Origin of the sequence: Bradyrhizobium sp. AUGA SZCCT0177 (assembly GCF_018130125.1) — a bacterium.
GTDB lineage: Bacteria > Pseudomonadota > Alphaproteobacteria > Rhizobiales > Xanthobacteraceae > Bradyrhizobium.
Map to the genome: position 1 here is coordinate 379,497 of NZ_JAFCMA010000001.1, position 18,864 is coordinate 398,360.

At 62.6% G+C, this 18,864-nt stretch carries 17 protein-coding genes; 7 read left to right on the forward strand and 10 right to left on the reverse strand.

Translation table 11 applies throughout. The annotated features are described in order from the left end of the window. The first annotated feature begins 442 nt into the window (after positions 1-442). From JQ597_RS01960 to JQ597_RS01970, 3 genes are all read left to right on the forward strand, one after another. Positions 443-1,441, forward strand: coding sequence for a tripartite tricarboxylate transporter substrate binding protein (locus JQ597_RS01960; protein WP_212262349.1), 999 nt, complete (start codon positions 443-445; stop codon positions 1,439-1,441). A gap of 429 nt (positions 1,442-1,870) precedes the next feature. Further along, entirely contained in the window at positions 1,871-2,176 is a 306-nt protein-coding gene (locus JQ597_RS01965) for a hypothetical protein (protein WP_502754139.1), read from the forward strand. 600 nt (positions 2,177-2,776) lie between these two features. Then, positions 2,777-3,847, forward strand: coding sequence for a dienelactone hydrolase family protein (locus JQ597_RS01970; protein ID WP_212262351.1), 1,071 nt, complete (start codon positions 2,777-2,779; stop codon positions 3,845-3,847). 92 nt (positions 3,848-3,939) lie between these two features. Here the strand turns inward: JQ597_RS01970 and JQ597_RS01975 are convergent, their stop codons facing one another. The 3 genes from JQ597_RS01975 to JQ597_RS01985 form a co-directional block, all read right to left on the reverse strand. Then, positions 3,940-4,635, reverse strand: a complete 696-nt coding sequence (locus JQ597_RS01975; protein ID WP_212262353.1) for a DUF4336 domain-containing protein — start codon at positions 4,633-4,635, stop codon at positions 3,940-3,942. A gap of 123 nt (positions 4,636-4,758) precedes the next feature. Continuing rightward, positions 4,759-5,139, reverse strand: coding sequence for a nuclear transport factor 2 family protein (locus tag JQ597_RS01980; protein WP_212262355.1), 381 nt, complete (start codon positions 5,137-5,139; stop codon positions 4,759-4,761). Between the two features lie 39 nt (positions 5,140-5,178). Further along, positions 5,179-6,858, reverse strand: a complete 1,680-nt coding sequence (locus JQ597_RS01985) for a glutamine--tRNA ligase/YqeY domain fusion protein (protein ID WP_212262357.1) — start codon at positions 6,856-6,858, stop codon at positions 5,179-5,181. Positions 6,859-7,010: 152 nt separating this feature from the next. Between JQ597_RS01985 and gltX the strand changes: the two genes are divergently transcribed. The 3 genes from gltX to JQ597_RS02000 all read left to right on the forward strand — a co-directional run bounded on the left by gltX (position 7,011) and on the right by JQ597_RS02000 (position 10,559). Further along, positions 7,011-8,435 carry a glutamate--tRNA ligase gene (gene gltX / locus JQ597_RS01990; protein WP_212262359.1) on the forward strand — a complete coding sequence of 475 codons (1,425 nt, stop codon included), beginning with the start codon at positions 7,011-7,013 and terminating at the stop codon, positions 8,433-8,435. A 223-nt stretch (positions 8,436-8,658) separates the two neighbouring features. Then, positions 8,659-9,963 (forward strand): citrate synthase, encoded by a 1,305-nt coding sequence (gene gltA, locus JQ597_RS01995; protein ID WP_212262361.1) that lies wholly within the window; start codon positions 8,659-8,661, stop codon positions 9,961-9,963. A 191-nt stretch (positions 9,964-10,154) separates the two neighbouring features. Beyond that, the gene (locus JQ597_RS02000) at positions 10,155-10,559 is read left to right on the forward strand and encodes a GFA family protein (RefSeq protein WP_212262363.1); all 405 of its coding nucleotides are present in this window, start codon (positions 10,155-10,157) and stop codon (positions 10,557-10,559) included. Positions 10,560-10,659: 100 nt separating this feature from the next. Here JQ597_RS02000 and lpxB read toward each other — a convergent pair whose 3' ends face one another. The 4 genes from lpxB to JQ597_RS37450 form a co-directional block, all read right to left on the reverse strand. Next, positions 10,660-11,844 (reverse strand): lipid-A-disaccharide synthase, encoded by a 1,185-nt coding sequence (gene lpxB / locus JQ597_RS02005; protein ID WP_212262485.1) that lies wholly within the window; start codon positions 11,842-11,844, stop codon positions 10,660-10,662. Continuing rightward, positions 11,844-12,701 (reverse strand): LpxI family protein, encoded by an 858-nt coding sequence (locus JQ597_RS02010; RefSeq protein WP_212262365.1) that lies wholly within the window; start codon positions 12,699-12,701, stop codon positions 11,844-11,846. The genes lpxB and JQ597_RS02010 overlap by 1 nt, the downstream gene beginning before the upstream one ends. 20 nt (positions 12,702-12,721) lie before the next feature. Then, entirely contained in the window at positions 12,722-13,525 is an 804-nt protein-coding gene (lpxA, locus tag JQ597_RS02015) for an acyl-ACP--UDP-N-acetylglucosamine O-acyltransferase (protein ID WP_212262367.1), read from the reverse strand. A gap of 246 nt (positions 13,526-13,771) precedes the next feature. Further along, positions 13,772-14,134 carry a hypothetical protein gene (locus tag JQ597_RS37450; protein WP_249135153.1) on the reverse strand — a complete coding sequence of 121 codons (363 nt, stop codon included), beginning with the start codon at positions 14,132-14,134 and terminating at the stop codon, positions 13,772-13,774. Here JQ597_RS37450 and JQ597_RS38210 point away from each other — a divergent pair. Further along, positions 14,067-14,693 (forward strand): KTSC domain-containing protein, encoded by a 627-nt coding sequence (locus tag JQ597_RS38210; RefSeq protein WP_349628768.1) that lies wholly within the window; start codon positions 14,067-14,069, stop codon positions 14,691-14,693. The genes JQ597_RS37450 and JQ597_RS38210 overlap by 68 nt on opposite strands. Here JQ597_RS38210 and fabZ read toward each other — a convergent pair. Genes fabZ through bamA form a run of 3 tightly spaced genes read right to left on the reverse strand, consistent with a single transcriptional unit; the run spans position 14,690 to position 18,797 of the window. After that, the gene (fabZ, locus tag JQ597_RS02025; protein WP_192733399.1) at positions 14,690-15,148 is read right to left on the reverse strand and encodes a 3-hydroxyacyl-ACP dehydratase FabZ; all 459 of its coding nucleotides are present in this window, start codon (positions 15,146-15,148) and stop codon (positions 14,690-14,692) included. The genes JQ597_RS38210 and fabZ overlap by 4 nt on opposite strands. Continuing rightward, positions 15,148-16,212, reverse strand: coding sequence for a UDP-3-O-(3-hydroxymyristoyl)glucosamine N-acyltransferase (lpxD, locus tag JQ597_RS02030; protein ID WP_212262369.1), 1,065 nt, complete (start codon positions 16,210-16,212; stop codon positions 15,148-15,150). Before lpxD ends, fabZ begins: the two co-directional genes overlap by 1 nt. A 32-nt stretch (positions 16,213-16,244) precedes the next feature. Then, positions 16,245-18,797, reverse strand: a complete 2,553-nt coding sequence (gene bamA / locus JQ597_RS02035; protein ID WP_212262371.1) for an outer membrane protein assembly factor BamA — start codon at positions 18,795-18,797, stop codon at positions 16,245-16,247. Positions 18,798-18,864 lie beyond the last annotated feature (67 nt).

The window sequence follows — 18,864 nt, forward strand, 5'->3', positions numbered from 1 at the left end:
GGTCCTACCTCGAGATCGACCTGTAATCTGTAATATTCACCAAAATGGAAACGGCCCCAGCGCGGGAGCGACTACCGCTGGCCTGCCGTTGCCGACGCAATCAACCAGTGCACGGGCACGCTGTTTCTGTGGCGTCACGATCGACATAGCGACGGCCGACCATCACATATACGAAGCACATATGATGGATTTGCATCCCGCATGAAACACGTCACCGCCCGCCCCTACGCCGATCCCGCCAAGGCCGCACAGCGCTGACACCGCCGCTGCTCCGCCTTACGTCGTACGCTTCTCCCACCCATCGTGGCGTTCCGCCGCGCCACGCGCCGGCACTTCCCCTTGACATGCCGGCGCTCCGCCGCCCGAATGGCGGGTAGCGCAAAAAGCGCGCGCCGCGGTGCAATGCCCGGCGCATCAAAAACAAAATCGGGAGGGTTTGCGAATGCTTCGCCAAGTAATCCGCGATGCCAAAAGTCTGGCCAGAAATGTTGCCCTTGCTTCGCTTGCAGCGTTAGGCCTGCTCGGCGCCGGCAACGCGCAAGCGGCCTTCCCGGAGCGACCCATCACGCTGATCGTGCCATGGGCCGCCGGCGGCGGCACCGACGCGGTCGCGCGCCAGATCGCCAACATCATGGAGCGCGATCTCAAGCAGCCGGTGAACGTCGTGAACCGCACCGGCGGATCGGGCGTGGTCGGCCACCAGGCGATCGCGACTGCAGCGCCTGACGGTTACACGTTCGGCCTCATCACGCTGGAGATCACCCTGATGCACTGGGCGGGGCTTACCGATCTTACGTTCGAGAAGTTCACGCCGCTCGGGCTGGTCAACCAGGACTTCGCCGCGATCCACGTCAAGGCGGACTCGCCCTACAAGAACGTCAAGGAGCTGTTCGCGCATATCAAGGCGAACCCGAACAAGGTGGTGGCCTCGGGCACCGGCCAGGGCGGAAGCTGGCATGTCGCGCTCGCGGGCCTGATGCAGGCCGACGGCGTTTCGCCGACCTCGATCCGCTGGGTGCCGTCCACGGGCGCTGCGACCGCGCTGACGGATCTGGCCGCCGGCGGCGTCGACTTCGTCGCGTGCTCGATGCCGGAAGCCGAGGCGCTGATCAAGGCGGGGCGTATCCGCAGCCTCGCGTTCTTCTCGCCCAAGCGCGCGCCGAACTTCCCTGACGTGCCGACCACCGAGGAGGCGACCGGTCACAAGTTTCACAAGGGCGTGTGGCGCGGCTTTGCGGCGCCCAAGGGCCTGCCGCCGGAGATCGCCAAGACGTATGAGGCCGCGATCAAGAAGGCCTGGGACAGCGACGAGTTCAAGGATTTCATGACCCGGCGCGGCTTCGACATGATCTATCTGGATGCGGCAAGGTACGGCGAGTTCATGAAGGCCGACGACGAGGACAACGGCAAGGCGCTGAAGTCGCTCGGGCTGGCGAAGTGAAGCGCCCCGCAAGCCTCGTCGTCCTCCCGTTTCGCCATTGTGGCGTTGCCTTTCCCTTCTGCCGCTGACACGACTTCCTGAAGATCACCCCGGCCGGCGCCGAAATGTTCGCCTGCTGGCTCGGTGCAGGGGTAGAGGGGAATTGCTTTTGCCGCTATTGGCCCCGCCGATTAATGTCCGGAGCATTTTCTACCGCCATGTCCAGTAAGTAGCAGGCGAGAACGCCCAGCTTAGCACCACCGATCAGTGCAAGGAGCGCCATTGCCCATCGGAGGCTCATCTCCGCAAACATGTCGGACGTGAAAACGAACAAGAGCCCGACGCTGGCTCCCACCGCTGCACTGAAAAAATACCTGACGGGCATGCTGTTCAACAGCAAATGACGTCATATAGTTCCGGGGAACCTTTGGCCGGCGCGGAGATGTTTGCGTGATGCTTAAAGGATGGCTCCGCAAATTCGACGAGGCGATCGAGGCGCCGGACGGCACACAGCTCAACACGCTGCGCGAGGCGGTCGCCTACCTCGCCGAGACCGTTCCCAAATCAGAACGCGATATGCCGGCAGTCACGACCGCGGCGGAAATCCTTACCTACGCCGCGGAGCGCGGTATTGCCTGGATGTTCTTGGCGCGCATGGCTGTGCTCAAGGCACTGCACCGCCACGAAGTTCTGCAGTTCAATCCCGATGCCAAAGAGCATAATTGGGGAAAGCGGAAGCTCAAAAGAGATCAGTAAGGCGCGCGCTCCCGCAACCGTGAACCGCACGGCCCCAAGCCGCACTATTTCCACGACCTGTAAGCGTCCAGCGCGTGAGCGACAAGGATGCCGACGCTGAGAATTATCAGAAATGCTGCAACGGCCTCGAACATTGGCGATCCTCGCAGGGTCGCTCAAGTAAGCAACTCGCCGCGCTGCACAGTCAAAATGATTCGCCTTGTCGCCACAGATCGCGGTGCGACTGGTGACTTTGAGCAACGGTCGACCTGGTTTTCACCCGAATCTCTAAGCTTGACTGCCCATTTTTTGCCTGTTTTTGGGCGGAAACAGCGATCCTAGCCTTAACCTAGCGGCCAACGCAGGCGGTGGCTGAAATGGCGGACCTATCCCACGAAGTTGCGCAAGACCACGACCTCCGTATCCTTGTCCGCGTGGTCTCATTTTGTACTCTGGGCCTCTGGTCATTTGCAGCCGGTTTGCTGATAGGCACCTTTCTGTTTTCGTGATCGATGCCCGCTGCTGCGTAAAGGCCTCTCGGCCATCAAGTTGGTCGCGGGTGAGTCAACTCTGCCTTCTAACATTCAGCGCCGTTCACCCCTGACTTCGGCGAGGTGCTTGATGCAACGGGCGATCATCGGACTCTTGCGCAAGATTTTGGCCACCGGGCTCTTCGCTTCACGCGCGCAGCGATATCGGCGCCCTATGATCGGCGCCTCAAGACGCATGTCGTCCGTGCTGGTTGGCATGGCAGCGTTCGCACTCCTGGCCCCGCAAGCCGCTGTTTCTCAAGGCCGCATCGAAATAGTGAACTTCCAAAGCCTGACCTTCCCCGGCAGCCTGTTTACGCCTCCCTTCATGGCTGCCCCACAGGACGGGTCGCCGGCAACTATCTTTGGTATTCTGAGGCTCCCGGAGACCACGGACCGGGTTCCTGCCGTCGTCATAACGCATGGTTGTTCGGGCATCACTGGGGCGGAGACGTATTGGGCGGAAAGTCTCATTCAACTCGGCGTCGCTACGTTCGTCGTCAACAGTTTTGTCGGGAGGAATATTCCGCGTGTCTGCTCAGGTCCTCACACAATAAGCACAGCCAGTGTGCTCACGGATGTCTATCGCGCACGGGATCTTCTGGCAGTCCATCCGCGCATCGACCCTTCACGAATTGCAGTATTGGGATTTTCCTTCGGTGGCCGCAACGCGCTCTGGGCCGCCTCCCCGCGGTTCCAGCAACGCTACGGTCCCGGGCTGTCATCCTTTGCAGCCCATCTCGCGTTTTACCCCACAGGCTGTCATATCAAGCTCATCGATGAAGATCGCGTGGCGAATGTCCCGATACGAATCTTTCATGGCGCAGCGGATGACGCGACGATCATCGGCCGCTGCAGGGAGTACGTCGCAAGGCTCCGCAACGCCGGCAATGACGCCGCCTTATTCGAATACGTTGGCGCCAAGCACTGGTTTGACAACGCCGATCTCGCCAACCGTCAAACGCCGACCGGCTTCCTGAATTACAACAACTGTACGTTCCTCGAGCAAGACGACAAGATCATCGACGTGATGACCGGCGGCTTGGCAGGAACGGGGGCCCCATGCGTCGTGTCGGAGGGGTCGTTTGGTTATAATCCCGCGGCACGCGAGCAAGCGACAGCGGATGTGCAGAATTTTCTGCGATCGTTGTTCAAGCTTTGACCGCTGCACCTTGCGCGCGCCCATGTGCGCAGAGTCTTGATGAACGGCGGCCAGATCGCAAGACGCGAAGCGAAATCTCGGGGAAAGCGCCGTCAGGAATGCGTGGCCAGCCATCCAAACGCGCGGCGCAGGAATACCCGGGCATCCGTCTCTACCGGCGGTCCGTGGGCCATCAGCACCTTCTCGGCCGGCCATGCGAAAATGCGTTCCAGAGAGAGCCGCGCGGCGCGGCGGTTGGTAAAGGCGAGTCGAAACTTGCGCGGCACCGACGGCTCGGGGCCTACCATGAGGTCCAGTTTCGCCACGACAGCCCGCCAGCCGGAGAACGAACTGGCAGGAAGCTGCTGAATCAAATCGGTGAAGAGCACGGTGCCGCTGCTGGCGTGGAAGAATACCACCTCTGTCGTGATGACATTGCCCTGCATCAAGACCTGGTCGATCTCCTGATCCCATTCCGGACTCGGCGCGTCACCGAGATCGGCGTCAAAGACAATGTCCTCACGCTTCTTGCGCAACCCCGGAGGGGCGTAGACCTTGGCTCCGGGATAGGCCTGCTTCCACGCTAGAAGAAACAAGTGGTGAAGTGAATTGGGCGCAACGATGTGCCGCACTGGACCGAGGGCATCGACCTCTGCCCGCAAGCCATCCGTGAGCTGGATCGGCGACCAGATGAAGAGGCCGCCGCCGGACAGTTTTATGACAGCCATCCGAGTGGGATAATGAAATCCGACGATGACGATTTCGGTTCCATCCGCGGTCCAGATATCGTGAGCGAAGTGCTTCAACATTCCCGATCCAATGCAACTGGCATCGGCCGATCGTTAGCCATTGCAGGCTGCCCTCGCAAGCGCCGACAAAATCGTATCGCGCGAGCGTCAAGTCGAACACCGAACGATCCTGTGAGACGTCGCCTAAATCAGCGGCGCCTTCGACGACACGTGATGGCTGACGATTTTCCAGTCGCCGTCTTCGCGGACAATGACCCAGGTGATCTTCACGGTCAGTGTTGCATCGTCGAAGGCGAAGTTAGCCGTGCCTGCCGTGTTGACCACCTCAGTGCCGGCGGCTTCGGTCGACACGTCGGTGAAGCGGACGGATTGCGCCTTCCAGCGCGGCAGGCCTGCGAAATAAGACCTCACGCCTTCCCGTCCGCGATAGAGCGTCGGATTCGAGCCGAAGAACAGCGCGTGCCTTGAATAGAGCGAGGCGAGCGCATCGGCGTCCAGCCTGCTGAACGCCGCGGCCCATTTCGCCATGGTGCCGGATGCGATGTCGTCGGCCGCGCTTGGCATCGGAATATCCAATCGTTGTGAGGCCGACGTCAGCCGTTCTCAGCCCTTGGCGACTTCCTTGGCAAAGGTATCGCGCAGGCCGATGGTGCGGTTGAAGACCAGTCTGTCCGGCGTCGAGTCCTGGTCGCGCACGAAATAGCCCTGCCGCTCGAACTGCATCACCTCGTTCGAATTGCTTTCGGCAACGCCGACCTCGATCCGCGCGTCGGACAGCACTTCCAGTGACTGCGGGTTGATGTCGGCGGCGAAATTGCCGGCGTCGGGGCTCGGTTTTGCGAACAGCTGGTTGTAGACGCGGATTTCCGCGGGCCGCGACTGCGCCGCCGGCAGCCAGTGCATGGTGGCCTTGACCTTGCGTCCGTCAGGCGCGTTACCGCCCTTGGTGGCGGGATCATAGGTACAGCGCAGCTCGACCACCTCGCCGGCGTCGTTCTTGATGACGCCGGTGCACTTGATGAAATAGGCGTAGCGCAACCGCACTTCATTGCCCGGAGAAAGCCGGAAGAATTTCTTCGGCGGGTTCTCCATGAAATCGTCCTGCTCGATATAGAGCTCGCGGCCGAACGCGATGCGGCGGGTGCCGGCGTCGGGATTATCAGGGTGATTGATGGCTTCGAGCTCCTCGACCTGGCCTTCCGGATAATTCTCGATCACGACCTTGAGCGGCCGCAGCACCGCCATGCGGCGCTCGGCCGTCTTGTTGAGCAGTTCACGGATGCAGAATTCCAGCATGCCGACATCGACCACGCTGTTGGATTTCGCCACCCCGATGCGCTTGACGAATTCGCGCACCGCCGCCGGCGGCACGCCGCGCCGCTTCAGGCCGGCGACGGTCGGCATCCGCGGATCGTCCCAGCCGGCGACATGGCCCTCGCGCACGAGCTGCGTCAGCACCCGCTTCGAGAGCAGCGTGTAGGTGATGTTGAGCCTTGCGAATTCATACTGCCGCGGCTTTGACGGCACCGGCAGCTTGTCGAGCAGCCATTCGTAGAGCGGCCGGTGATCCTCGAATTCCAGCGTGCAGATCGAATGGGTGATGCCTTCGATGGCGTCCGACTGGCCGTGCGCGTAGTCGTAGCTCGGATAGATCGACCATTTGTCGCCGGTGCGCGGATGATGGGCGTGCAGGATCCGGTACAGGACGGGATCGCGCATGTTGATGTTGCCGGAGGCCATGTCGATCTTGGCGCGCAGCACGCGGGTGCCGTTCGGGAATTCGCCGGCCTTCATGCGGCGAAACAGATCGAGGTTTTCGTCCACCGGGCGGTCGCGGAACGGGCTGTTCTTGCCGGGTTCCGTCAGCGTGCCGCGCGAGAGGCGGATTTCCTCCTGCGACTGGTCGTCGACATAGGCGTGGCCGGCCTTGATCAGGCCTTCCGCCCAGTCGTAGAGCCGCTCGAAATAATCGGAGGCGTAATAAAGATCGGTTCCCCAATCGTAGCCGAGCCAGCGCACGTCGGCCTGGATGGAATCGATATATTCCTGCTCTTCCTTGGTCGGGTTGGTGTCGTCGAAGCGCAGATGGCACTTGCCGCCAAACTCCTGCGCGATGCCGAAATTAAGGGCAATCGACTTGGCGTGGCCGATATGCAGGTAGCCGTTCGGCTCCGGCGGAAATCGGGTCACGATCCGGCTGTGCTTCTGGGTGTCAAGGTCGGCCTGGACGATGTCGCGAATGAAATCGCGCCCTGCTTCTGCCGCTGCCGGTTCTGTGGTCATTACGTGTTCCCGCTCGGTAAGCGGCCCTTCTGCCAAATTCGCCCCGGCCCGCCAAGCCTGCTTTGTCCAGGACCGGACATTAATGGCGAGACTTTAGTTATGCACCGTCCTGCTATACACCACGGCCGTTCAAGCATAGGCCTGCCCAAATCATGACCGATTCCGTCGTCACCCGCTTTGCCCCCTCGCCGACCGGCTTCCTCCACATCGGAGGCGCCCGCACCGCGCTGTTCAACTGGCTCTACGCCAAGAAGCATGGCGGCAAGATGCTCCTGCGGATCGAGGATACCGACCGCGAGCGGTCGACCGAGCCGGCGATTGCCGCGATCCTCGACGGATTGAAGTGGCTGGAGCTCGATTGGGACGGCGACGTCATCTACCAGTTCAGCCGAGCCGCCCGCCACCGCGAGGCCGCCGAGTCCCTGCTCGCCAGTGGCCGCGCCTATCGCTGCTACGCCACGCCTGAGGAACTGACGGCGATGCGCGAGAAGGCCCGCGCCGAGGGCCGCACCCGCCTCTATGACGGCCTGTGGCGCGACCGTGACCCGTCCGAAGCGCCCGCGGGCATGAAGCCCACCATCCGTCTCAAGGCACCGCAGACCGGCGAGACCGTGATCGAGGATCAGGTCCAGGGCCGCGTGGTCTGGCAGAACGAGAACCTCGACGATCTCGTGCTGCTGCGCGGCGACGGCAACCCGACCTACATGCTGGCGGTCGTGGTCGACGACCACGACATGGGCGTCACCCATGTGATCCGGGGTGACGATCATTTGATCAACGCCGCGCGCCAGAAGCAGATCTACGACGCGCTGGAATGGGACATTCCGAACATGTCCCATATCCCGCTGATCCATGGCGCCGATGGCGCAAAACTGTCGAAGCGCCATGGCGCGCTCGGGGTCGAGGCCTACCGCGCACTCGGCTATCTGCCGGCGGCGCTGCGCAATTACCTGGTCCGGCTCGGCTGGGGCCACGGCGACCAGGAGATATTCTCGACGGAGGAGATGATCGACGCGTTCGACCTGCCCGCCATCGGGCGTTCGGCGGCGCGCTTCGATTTCGCCAAGCTGGAAAACCTCAACGGCCACTACATCCGCCAGGCCGACGATCAAGCGCTCGTGACCATGTTCGAACAGTTGCTGGATTACGTCCCTGATGGCGCCGAGCTGAAGGCCAAGCTCAACGACACCACGCGGGCGCAATTGCTGCGGGCGATGCCGAGCCTGAAGGAGCGCGCCAAGACGCTGCTCGAACTGATCGCCGGCTCCTACTTCATCTTTGCCGACCGTCCGCTCGAGCTCGAGCCGAAAGCGGCCGCCCTGCTGACGCCGGAAACCCGTGAACTGATCGGCAAGCTGCGCAATGCGCTGCAAGCCGTGACCGACTGGAATTCTGAGAGCACCGAGGGGGCGATGCGGAATTTCGCGGAGCAGAATAACCTCAAGCTGGGCGCGGTCGCCCAGCCGCTCCGGGTGGCGCTGACGGGGCGGACGACCTCACCCGGGATTTTCGACGTCCTGGCCGTGCTGGGGCGCGACCAGTGCCTGGCCCGGCTCGGCGATCAGGCCGCCGCTTAATTTCTGTTTTGACGCGTTTCTTTACGCGAACCGGTACCCACTTCGCTGGAAAACGCTAATGGAGCCCCTGCTATGTGCTAGCGGCGGCCATCTTGCAGTGCACAGGGCAATAAGCTACGCATTTTGAAGCCGCCTTCTAGACAATCCGGCTTGCCCTGTTATCTGCCAGAAAACGGCATCAGGTCAGCCCGGTTTTCGCAACGATTTCATCGGGGACTTCGCGATGGACGCAAAATCCAGCAATAAAACTGCAACGCTAACGGTAGGTAACAAGACCTACGATTTCCCGATCCTGAGCGGCACGGTGGGGCCGGATGTCATCGACATCGCCAAGCTCTACGGCCAGGCCGGGATGTTCACCTATGACCCCGGCTTTACCTCCACCGGCAGCTGCCAGTCGAAGATCACCTATATCGACGGCGACGCCGGCATCCTGGAATACCGCGGCTATCCGATCGAGCAGCTCGCCGAAAAGGGCGATTTCCTCGAGACCTGCTATCTCCTGCTGTACGGGGAACTTCCCACCAAGGCGCAGAAGGAAGATTTCGACCACCGCGTGATCCATCACACCATGGTTCACGAGCAGATGGCCCGCTTCTTCCAGGGCTTCCGCCGCGACGCCCACCCGATGGCCATCATGGTCGCGGCCGTCGGCGCGCTGGCCGCGTTCTATCACGACTCTACCGACATCAACGATCCGAAGCAGCGCATGATCGCCTCGATGCGCATGATCGCCAAGGTTCCGACGCTGGCCGCTATGGCCTTCAAATATACCGTCGGCCAGCCCTTCGTGTACCCGAAGAACTCGCTCACCTTTGCCGAGAACTTCCTCAACATGTGCTTCGCGGTGCCCTGCGAGGACTACAAGATCAATCCGGTGCTGGCTGACGCGCTGGACAAGATCTTCATCCTGCACGCCGACCACGAGCAGAACGCCTCGACCTCGACGGTGCGTATCGCCGGCTCCTCCGGCGCCAACCCGTTCGCCTGTATCGCCGCCGGCATCGCCTGCCTGTGGGGACCGGCGCATGGCGGCGCCAATGAAGCTGCGCTGGCGATGCTGGCCGACATCGGCACCGTCGACAAGATTCCCGAGTTCATCGCCAAGGTGAAGGACAAGAACAGCGAAGTCCGCCTGATGGGCTTCGGCCATCGCGTCTACAAGAACTACGATCCGCGCGCCAAGATCATGCAGAAGATGTGTCACGCGGTGCTGGCCGAGACCGGTCACGGCGACGACCCGATGCTGAAGGTCGCGCTGGAGCTGGAAAAGATCGCGCTCAGCGATCCCTACTTCATCGACCGCAAGCTCTACCCGAACGTCGACTTCTATTCGGGCATCACGCTGAAGGCGATGGGCTTCCCGACCTCGATGTTCACCGTGCTGTTCGCAGTCGCCCGCACCGTCGGCTGGATCAGCCAGTGGAGCGAGATGATCGAGGACCCGCAGCAGAAGATCGGCCGTCCGCGCCAGCTCTACACCGGCGTCGCCCGCCGCGACTACGTCGACATGGGCAAGCGCAAGTAAGGCCTGACGGATACGAGACCCAAGAAAGCCGGATGCGGTCACCGCCTCCGGCTTTTTCTTGTAGGGTGGGTGGAGCCAACGGGTCGCGCGAACGCGCGCCCGATGACAGGCTTCGCGATACCCACCGCCACGGCAAAGAAAGTTGGTGGGTATCGCTTCGCTCCACCCACCCTACGATTCCAGGAGGAACCATGCTCACCGGAAGCTGCATGTGCAAAAGCGTGGCCTATGAGGTGGACGCCGAACCCGGCGCCATCGTGCACTGCCACTGCGCCACCTGCCGCAAGGCGCACGGCTCGGCGTTCTCGACAGTGACCAATGTGCCGCGCGACCGCTTTCGCTGGACCAGGGGCGAAAGCCTGCTCAGGGGTTTTGAATCCTCGCCCGGCAAGCAACGCTATTTCTGCACGCAATGCGGCTCGCATATCGTCGCCGAGCGCGCCGGCAGCCGCAGCGTCCTGCTGCGGATGGGGTGCCTGGACACGCCGATCACCAACCGGCCCGCCGCGCACATCTGGCGATCGGATTGCGCGACGTGGTTCGATCCGAAAGACCAGTTGCCGGAGTGGCCGGAAGGTTCGGCGCCGAAGGGTTAGCGCTAGAGCCCCGTTCCGATTGAATCGGAACGGGGCTCTAGATTCTTGGTTTGACGCGTTTTCTTAACGCGAACCGGCGTCCACTTCGCTGGAAAACGCTCTACCGCCGCGCTTTTCGCATCGTCGCGAGCACGATGTCGGCGGCGCGGGCGCTCGGCGGCGTGTTGCCGGTCGACATGATCCGGTCGATTTTCGCGAAGGCTTCGAGCTGCCTTCGACGCAGCGCGGACTCGCCAAGCAACTCGCGCAGTACCTGCGACAGTTTTTGCGGCGTGCAGTCCTGCTGCAGGAATTCGGGAACGACATTTTCGCCGATCACGAGATTGGCCAGGATCACCGAACTCACATTGATGACCCGCAGCAATATCCAGGCTTCCATCGCGCCGGTCCGGTAGGCCGTCACCATCGGCACACCTGATAGTGCAAGCTCGAGCGTCACGGTGCCGGATTTTGCCAGCGCCGCATGCGCGATCCGGAACGCGGCCCGCTTCTCCTGCTCGCCGATCACGACGCGGGGCTGCACCGTCCAGGTCTTCAGCGCTTCCGCGACCGCCTCCTGCAGATGCGGCATGGTCGGCAGGATCAGTTCGAACGCCACGCCCTCGGCATTGAGCCGGGCCAGCGCCTGGCCGAACACCGCCATGTGGTGGTGGATCTCGCTGCGGCGGCTTCCCGGCAGCACCAGCAGCACCGGCGGCGCCGCTTCCCGCCGCTGCCGTTCCTCAGGGTTGGGCCGCAATGAAGCGAGTTGCTCGGTCAGGGGATGGCCGACATAGCTGCAGGGCGGCCCGCGCAGCCGGAGATAGGCCTCCGGTTCGAACGGCAGCAGGGCCAGCACATGATCGACGTAAGTCAGCATCGCGCGGGCCCGGCCGGGCCGCCACGCCCAGACCGAGGGCGAGACATAGTCGACGATCGGAATCTTGGGATCGCTGGCGCGGACGCGCTTCGCCACGCGGTGGGTGAAATCGGGGCTGTCGATGATGACGAGAATGTCGGGCGCGGCCTCGGTGACCGCGGCGGCGGTTTGCTTGATCAGCCGCAGGATCTTCGGCAGTTGCTTGACCACGGCCGCAAGGCCGATGATCGAGAGCTCCTCGATCGGAAACCACGAATTCATGCCTTCGCGCGCCATCGCGCGGCCGCCAACGCCTTCGAACTGCACCGCGTCGCCCAGGCGCTGGCGCAACACTTTCATGAGATTGGCGCCGAGGCGATCGCCGGATTCCTCCGTCGCAATCAGGACGATCTTGCGCACCGTGTCGGTGGTCGGACGCGGCGGCATCACGCCGGCAGCCCCTGGATGAACAGGCCGGCGCTGTCGGCGGCCTCGATCATGGCCTGCGCGTCTGCCGCGATGGTTTGTCCGGCGATGATGGCAATGCCGGCAAGCCCTGCCTTGGCCGCGCCTTCGACTGTCGTTGCCCCCACCGTCGGGAGGTCGAAGCGCAAATCCTGGCTGGTCTTGGGCGCCTTGACCAGCACGCCACGGCCCGTGCCGGCGCGGATGCGGCCCTCGCTGCGCAGGCGCGCCACGCGCGCCAGCAGCCCGTCGGTGCCCTCGATGTCCTCCACCGCCACCACGTGACCGTCGATCACCACGACGGCCTGGCCGATGTCGAACGGACTTAGCGCGCGCAACACGTCCCGCCCCTTCTCGATGTCGGCGGTGCCGGCCGGATCGGGCGTTGCGCGGGCAATGCGCCCCTCGGGCATCAGCATATCAGGGGCGACATCCCTGATGCCGACCATGCGGAAACCGTCCTGCTCAAAAATCCGGCCGATCCCCGACAGCAGATGGTCGTCGCCGCCGCGAAACGCCGCCAGGATAGGGCCGATGACGCGGATCGTCCCCCAGTCCAGCCTGATTTCCGACAGCGCCGGCCGCAGCAGCGTGCCGATGAAGATCAGGTCGCGGCAGCCTTCGCTGCGCAACAGTTTTTTCGCCCGGCCGATTTGTCCGACCGAAATCCAGTGATGGCGGAAGCGTTCGGCCCGAACCGGGTCGCAGGAGCCCCGCAGCGCGAACAGCACCGGCGCGATGCCGCGCGCGGCAAGCGAATCCGCGACCGCGAACGGCATGGCGCCGCCGCCCGCGATCACGCCGACCGGCGAAGAGATTTCTGAAGCCGCTGGACTCATGGGCTGCGGCGATCCCGTCATCAGGATTTATGAGCGCCGTCGGCCGGCAGGCACAGCGCGCGATGCTTGCCCGCATCGATGAAGGCGAGGATTTCCGCGATCGCCGGATCGTTTGCCGCCAGCGGCTGAACCTCGCTCAGCCGTTCGGCAAAGATGCCTGGGCCATGGAACAGCTTTTGATAGAACGCGCGCACCGTGACGAGCCGGTCCTTGGTGAATTTGCGCCGCTTCATGCCGATGATGTTGAGGCCTTCGAGGCTCGCGTACTGGCCGTTGACGAGGCCGAACGGGATGACGTCACCGCGCACGCCGCAGACGCCGCCGACCATCACCTGCGGCCCGATCCGCGTGAACTGATGCACGGCGGAAAGCCCGCCGATGAAGACGAAATCGCCGATCTCGCAATGGCCGCCGAGCGTGGCCGACGTGGCGAAGATCACGTCATTGCCGACTTGGCAATCATGGCCGACATGGCTGCAGTTCATGAAATAGCCGCGCCCCCCGACCCGCGTGACGCCGCCGCCGGCAACCGTGCCGGCGTTCATGGTGACGGATTCGCGGATGGTGCAGCCGGCCCCGATTTCAAGCCTGGTCAGTTCGCCGCGATAGCTCAGCGATTGCGGCGGGGTGCCGAGCGAGACGAACGGATAGATCGTGCAGCCGTCGCCGATGGATGTCTGCGCCGTGACGTGCACATGGCCGATCAGCTTGCAATTGGCGCCGATCACGACGTGAGGCCCGATGATGCAATAGGGACCGATCGAGGTGCCCTCGCCGATCACAGCGCCATCTTCAATCCGCGCGGTGGGATCGATCGTCGTCATCAAATGCGTCCAGGTTGGGCTGATATCGCCGGGGCGATATTATCTCGGGTTTTCCGGTGGTTACCGCGACAGGACAGCGCTTGTCCAGTGACGTATGGTTACGGCCGATGTCGTCACGTTTGGATCAATGGCCTTTGCCCGAACCTCCGGTCTTCCGGAGTTGGGTGGTCGATGGAAATCAATACAGGAATCGCCGGCGCTGAGGCCGGAAGCCGCAAGACCGGTAGACGCGAGACCGGCAGGCGCTCAGGTCATGCTACCCGGCAGGAAACAGCGGATGGAAATCCCGAGCGCGCTTTTGACCGGCCAGACCATCGTTCGACCGGCGCGATTGGGCTCCGTGATAACGGCATCATCGGGAACGACGACCCAAATGCCCTCGAGGCGGACACGGTAATGTCCATTCTGGGATTCCCAGTCCGGATCGGAGACGACAAAACCATCCGCATCCGAGCAGCACAGGCCCTGGCCGCTCCTCAACCTATCGAACCATGGCTTCAACGGAGACCCGGCGTAGCGGCCGTCGTCGCGCGCACTACTCGTGTTTCCTGCCCAAAGAATCGCCAAAAGCACCGCGATCCAAATCTTCGAGAAATTCGTGCAATGCATGTTCGCCCCCAGTGTTGAGGACCAGGTTTCACGCCGGCATGACAAAGCGCTTGCTTGGCTGAAGTTCCAATGCCGCGGGCGATCGAACTACCCGGCTATGAGCCAAGTACGCGATCCAAGGGGCTGTGCAGGATCAAATTCAATCCAAGTCGCAAGCGACGGCGCCTTGCGTGCTGCCGGGTTACGGCACGCTTCGGGACGTTTTCCAAAATCGAAGCATCTGCGCTATCCTGTGCGCGCCATGGTCAGTATTGCGACGCTGCTTCTGCATCTGTTCACCGCCGGGGTCGGCTCCGAAACCGTTGATGTGAGGGATCGCGGCCCGGTCGATCTCGGGACGTTCGAGTGCCGCGACATCACCCGCAGCAGCATCGTGCAACGTGTCTGCTACGACCGCGCGCAACGCCACCTGATCCTCGCAGTCAAGGGATCCTACGATCAGTATTGCGATCTGCCGGCCGAGACGTACGACGCCTTGCTGGTCGCGCCGTCGATGGGCGGGTTCTTCAACCGCCATATCAAGGGAGCGTCGGGCGCTCGCTTTGCTTGCCCGAATTAATCCGTGAGCATCGCGCCGACATCGGCCTCGGCGACCACGGTGCCATTGACCTTGGCGTCGCCGTGAAACCACCACATCGCCTTGCGGCGGCCGATCGAGCGCATGTGGTATTCGATGGTGTCGCCGGGCATCACGGGTTTGCGGAACTTGCACTTGTCAATGGTCAGGAAGTACACCGCGCGCGGCTTCTCGGTGCCTTCGACCGACTTGATGCCGATCACGCCGGCGGTCTGCGCCATGGCCTCGATCATCATCACGCCGGGATAAACCGGGCGTTCCGGGAAATGTCCCTGAAAAGCCGGCTCGTTGAAGGTTACATTCTTGACGCCGATGCCTGAGTAATCGGTGCGGATGTTGATCACCCGGTCGATCAGCAGCATCGGAAAACGATGCGGAAGCGTCTTGAGGATCTCGTTGATATCAACGAGTTCAAACCTGACCGGCACCTCCTCCATCACTCCCGTCCCTCGTTCTTCGGATCGGCGGCGCCCTGCACCAGTCGCTCCACTGCAATAATCTCCCTAAACCACTGTTTGGTCGGTTTTGCAAAATAACCGCCCCAGCGGCCATTGGGCGGGATGTCGTCCTTGACCCCGCTCATGGCGGTGACCTGGGCACCGTCGCCGATCTTGAGATGGTTATTGATGCCTACCTTGGCGCCCAGCGCGACATTGTCCCCGATCGTCAGGCTGCCCGCGAGCCCGATCTGGGCCGCGAGCAGGCAGTGCCTGCCGATGGTCACATTGTGGCCGATCTGGACTTGATTGTCGATTTTAGTGCCCTCGCCGATGACGGTATCGCGCAGGCTGCCGCGATCGATGGTGGTGTTGGCGCCGATCTCGACATTGTTCTGGATCAGGACGCGGCCGGTCTGCGGCACCTTCAGATGGCCCTCGGGACCGAAGAAAATGAAGCCATAGCCGTCCTGGCCGATGCTGCAGCCGGGGTGGATCAGCACGTTGTTGCCGATCAGGGCGAACTGGATCGCAGTACGCGCGCCGACATTGCAGTCCCGGCCGATCCGCACCTCGGCCCCGATCACGGCCCCTGCGCCGATCACCGTTCCCGCCCCGATCTCGACCCGAGGGCCGATCACCGCCAGCGGATCGACGATGACGCCGTCTTCCAGATGGGCTGACGGATCGATGATCGCGGACGGGGCAATTCCGTCATTGTCGAACCAGGACTGCGGACGCAACGCGTCTTCATGCCACTGGCGCGCGATCTGCACGAACGCGCGGAACGGCTGAGCGGCCCGCAGCACCGCGACATGAGGCGGTACCTGCGCCTCAAAACGCGGGCTGACCAGACAGGCACCGGCCTTTGTCGAGGCGAGCTGGTCGGCGTATTTGAGGTTGTCGAAGAACGCCAGGTGCATCGGGCCGGCCTCGTCGAGCGACGCGAGGCCCCGGACGACATGGCCGCCTTGTGCGGGGTCGACCAATACCGACTTCGTCAACGCGGCGATATCAGCCAGCGTCGACGAAGGCGGTTGCTTGAAGAACATCGGCTGCGCCATTCCACCCGTCGCAGTCCGGCCGGTTGCTGGATTTAGAACGATGTACCGCCGCCGAACCTGAATTCCTGCACGCGGTCATTCTTACCCTTGGTGATCGGAATCGCATAGTCGAAGCGCAGCGGACCGAACGGCGACGCCCAGATCAAGCCGACACCGACCGAGCTGCGGACGACATTGCCTTCGTCATACTGCAGGCCGAGGCAGGTGCCCGGCGTTGCCGGGTTGGTCGTCGGCTTCACGCAACCAGGAACGTTGACTTCACCGGTCTGTGCCCATGCGGTCGACCCCTTATAGTCAAACAGGCCGCCGGCGTCGGCATAGATCGCGCCTTTTAGCCCGACTTCCTTCGGCAGGAACCAGAACGGCATCTGCAATTCCGCCGACGCGCCCCAATATTTGGTGCCGCCGAGCGCATCACCCGTACCGTAGGGGTTGATGTCACGCGGTCCGATACCGTTCGGCGCAAATCCGCGGACCAGGTTCGGACCCATCTGGAAGTGATCGAGCATGCGCAGCTGGTCGTTGCCGACCTGGTTGAGCATGCCGCCCTGGAAGCGGAGCAGGCCGACGATGTCGGCGACCAGCGGTGTGTAGTACTTCGCATCGATCGCGGACTTGACGTAGGAGACATCGCCACCGAGGCCGGCGAAGTCCTGCTTCCAATCGATCAGCAAGCCCGTGGTCGGATTCTTGTTGTTGTCCAGCGTGTTGTAGTTCAGCGAATAGCCGACCGACGAGGTCAGGGTCCTGCCGCTCTGCAGCTCCTTGCGGACCGGCAGCGAAGCTTCGCCGTCGCTGTAGCACCACAGACCGACGCCCGAGGCATCGGTAGCGCCCAGTGCGGTCGCGGCCGGCGCGCCGTTCAGATTCACCCAGGCCGGCGACGGATTGAACGCCAGCAATCCGTTGTTCGGGTTGTTGTTACAGTTCGACAGCGAGCTCGGCAGCGAGATTTGCTGCTGATAGATCGAATAGCGCAACTGCAAGGCCAAATCTTCACGCAGGGTGAAGCCGAGCCGCGGGCTGAAGCCCAGCGTCTTGGTCCCGTACGAGATGTAGCTGTTGGCCAGTTGCTCGCGCTGGAACAGGTCGAGGCCGAGCGCGACGCGATAGTCCAGCAGATAGGGCTCGACGAACGACAGCGAGTAACCGCGTGCGTATTGGCCATAGGTCACCGACGCCTTCGCGTACAGGCCGCGGCCGAGGAAATTGCGTTCCGAAATACTGACCTCGGCGAGCGCGCCGTCGGTGGTCGAATAGCCGCCCGACACCGAGAAGTCGCCGGTCGACTTCTCTTCCAGATCGACGATCAGGATCACACGGTCGCTCGATGAGCCGGGCTCGGTGACAACCTTCACGCTCTTGAAGAAGTCGAGATTCTTCAGCCGGCGCTCGGCACGATCGACCAGCGCACGGTTGTAGGCGTCGCCTTCCGAAAGGTCGAATTCGCGGCGAATCACGTAGTCGCGGGTCCTGGTGTTGCCGCGGACATTGATGCGCTCGATATAGGTTCGCGGGCCTTCATCGATCGAGAACACGATCGAGACGGTGTGCTGTTCGAAATTGCGATCGCCGCGCGGACGCACGATGGCGAAGGCATAGCCGCGCCGCGAGGCTTCGATCTGCATTTCCTCGACGGACTTTTCGAGCGCCTCGGCGTTGTAGAGCGACCCGACGCCGACACGCGAGTAGCTGCGCATCGAGTTCACATCGAGGGTCGCGATGCTGGTCTGGAAGTCGACGGTCGCGACGCGGTATTGCTGGCCTTCCTCGATCTTGAAGGTGACGAGGAAGCCTTTGCGCTCCGGATCGTATTCGGACAGCGCGGCCACCACTTGCACGTCGGCAAAGCCGTTCTTGAGATAGAAGCGGCGGATCAGGTCACGGTCGGCCTCGACCCGGTCCGGATCGTAGACGTCGGCGCCGCCGAGGAAGCTCAAGAGGTTGGATTCGCGCGTCTTGATGACATCCTTCAACCGGTAGGACGAATAGAACCGGTTGCCGATGAATTCGATGTTCTTGACGCCGGTCTTGCCGCCTTCGCTGATCGTGAAGATCAGGTCGACGCGGTTGTTCGGCTGGTCAATGATTTCCGGGGTGACGCTCACGTCATAGCGGCCCGAGCGGCGGTAGATTTCAGCGATACGCTGGGCGTCCGACTGAACCATCGGGCGGGAGAAAGTGCCGCGCGGCTTGGACTGGATTTCGGACGAGAGCTGGTCGTCCTTGACCTTCTTGTTGCCCTCGAAGGCAATGCGCCCGATGACAGCGTTTTCGACCACGACCACGATGATCCGGCCGCCGGCCTGATTGATTCGCACGTCCTGGAACAGGCCGGTTTCGATCAACGCCTTCAGGCCGTCATCGATTTGGGCCTGCCCGAGGCGGCCGCCGGGTCCCGGCTTGAAATAGGAGCGAATGGTCTCGATTTCGACGCGCCGATTCCCCTCCACGGCGATCGAGGCCACCGTCTGGGCAGCAGCCGGCGCCGAAACAAGCGCCGCCGCTAGCGCGGCAGCCACTGGCACGGCGAACATGATCGAGGCGGCCAACAAGCCCCCCCGCACTCGCATTCCAAACATCATGCGCCAAGCGCCCTTGTCATTCTTGTGCTGGTCCGCACCCCTACGAACCGGCAGATTCCCATTTTCT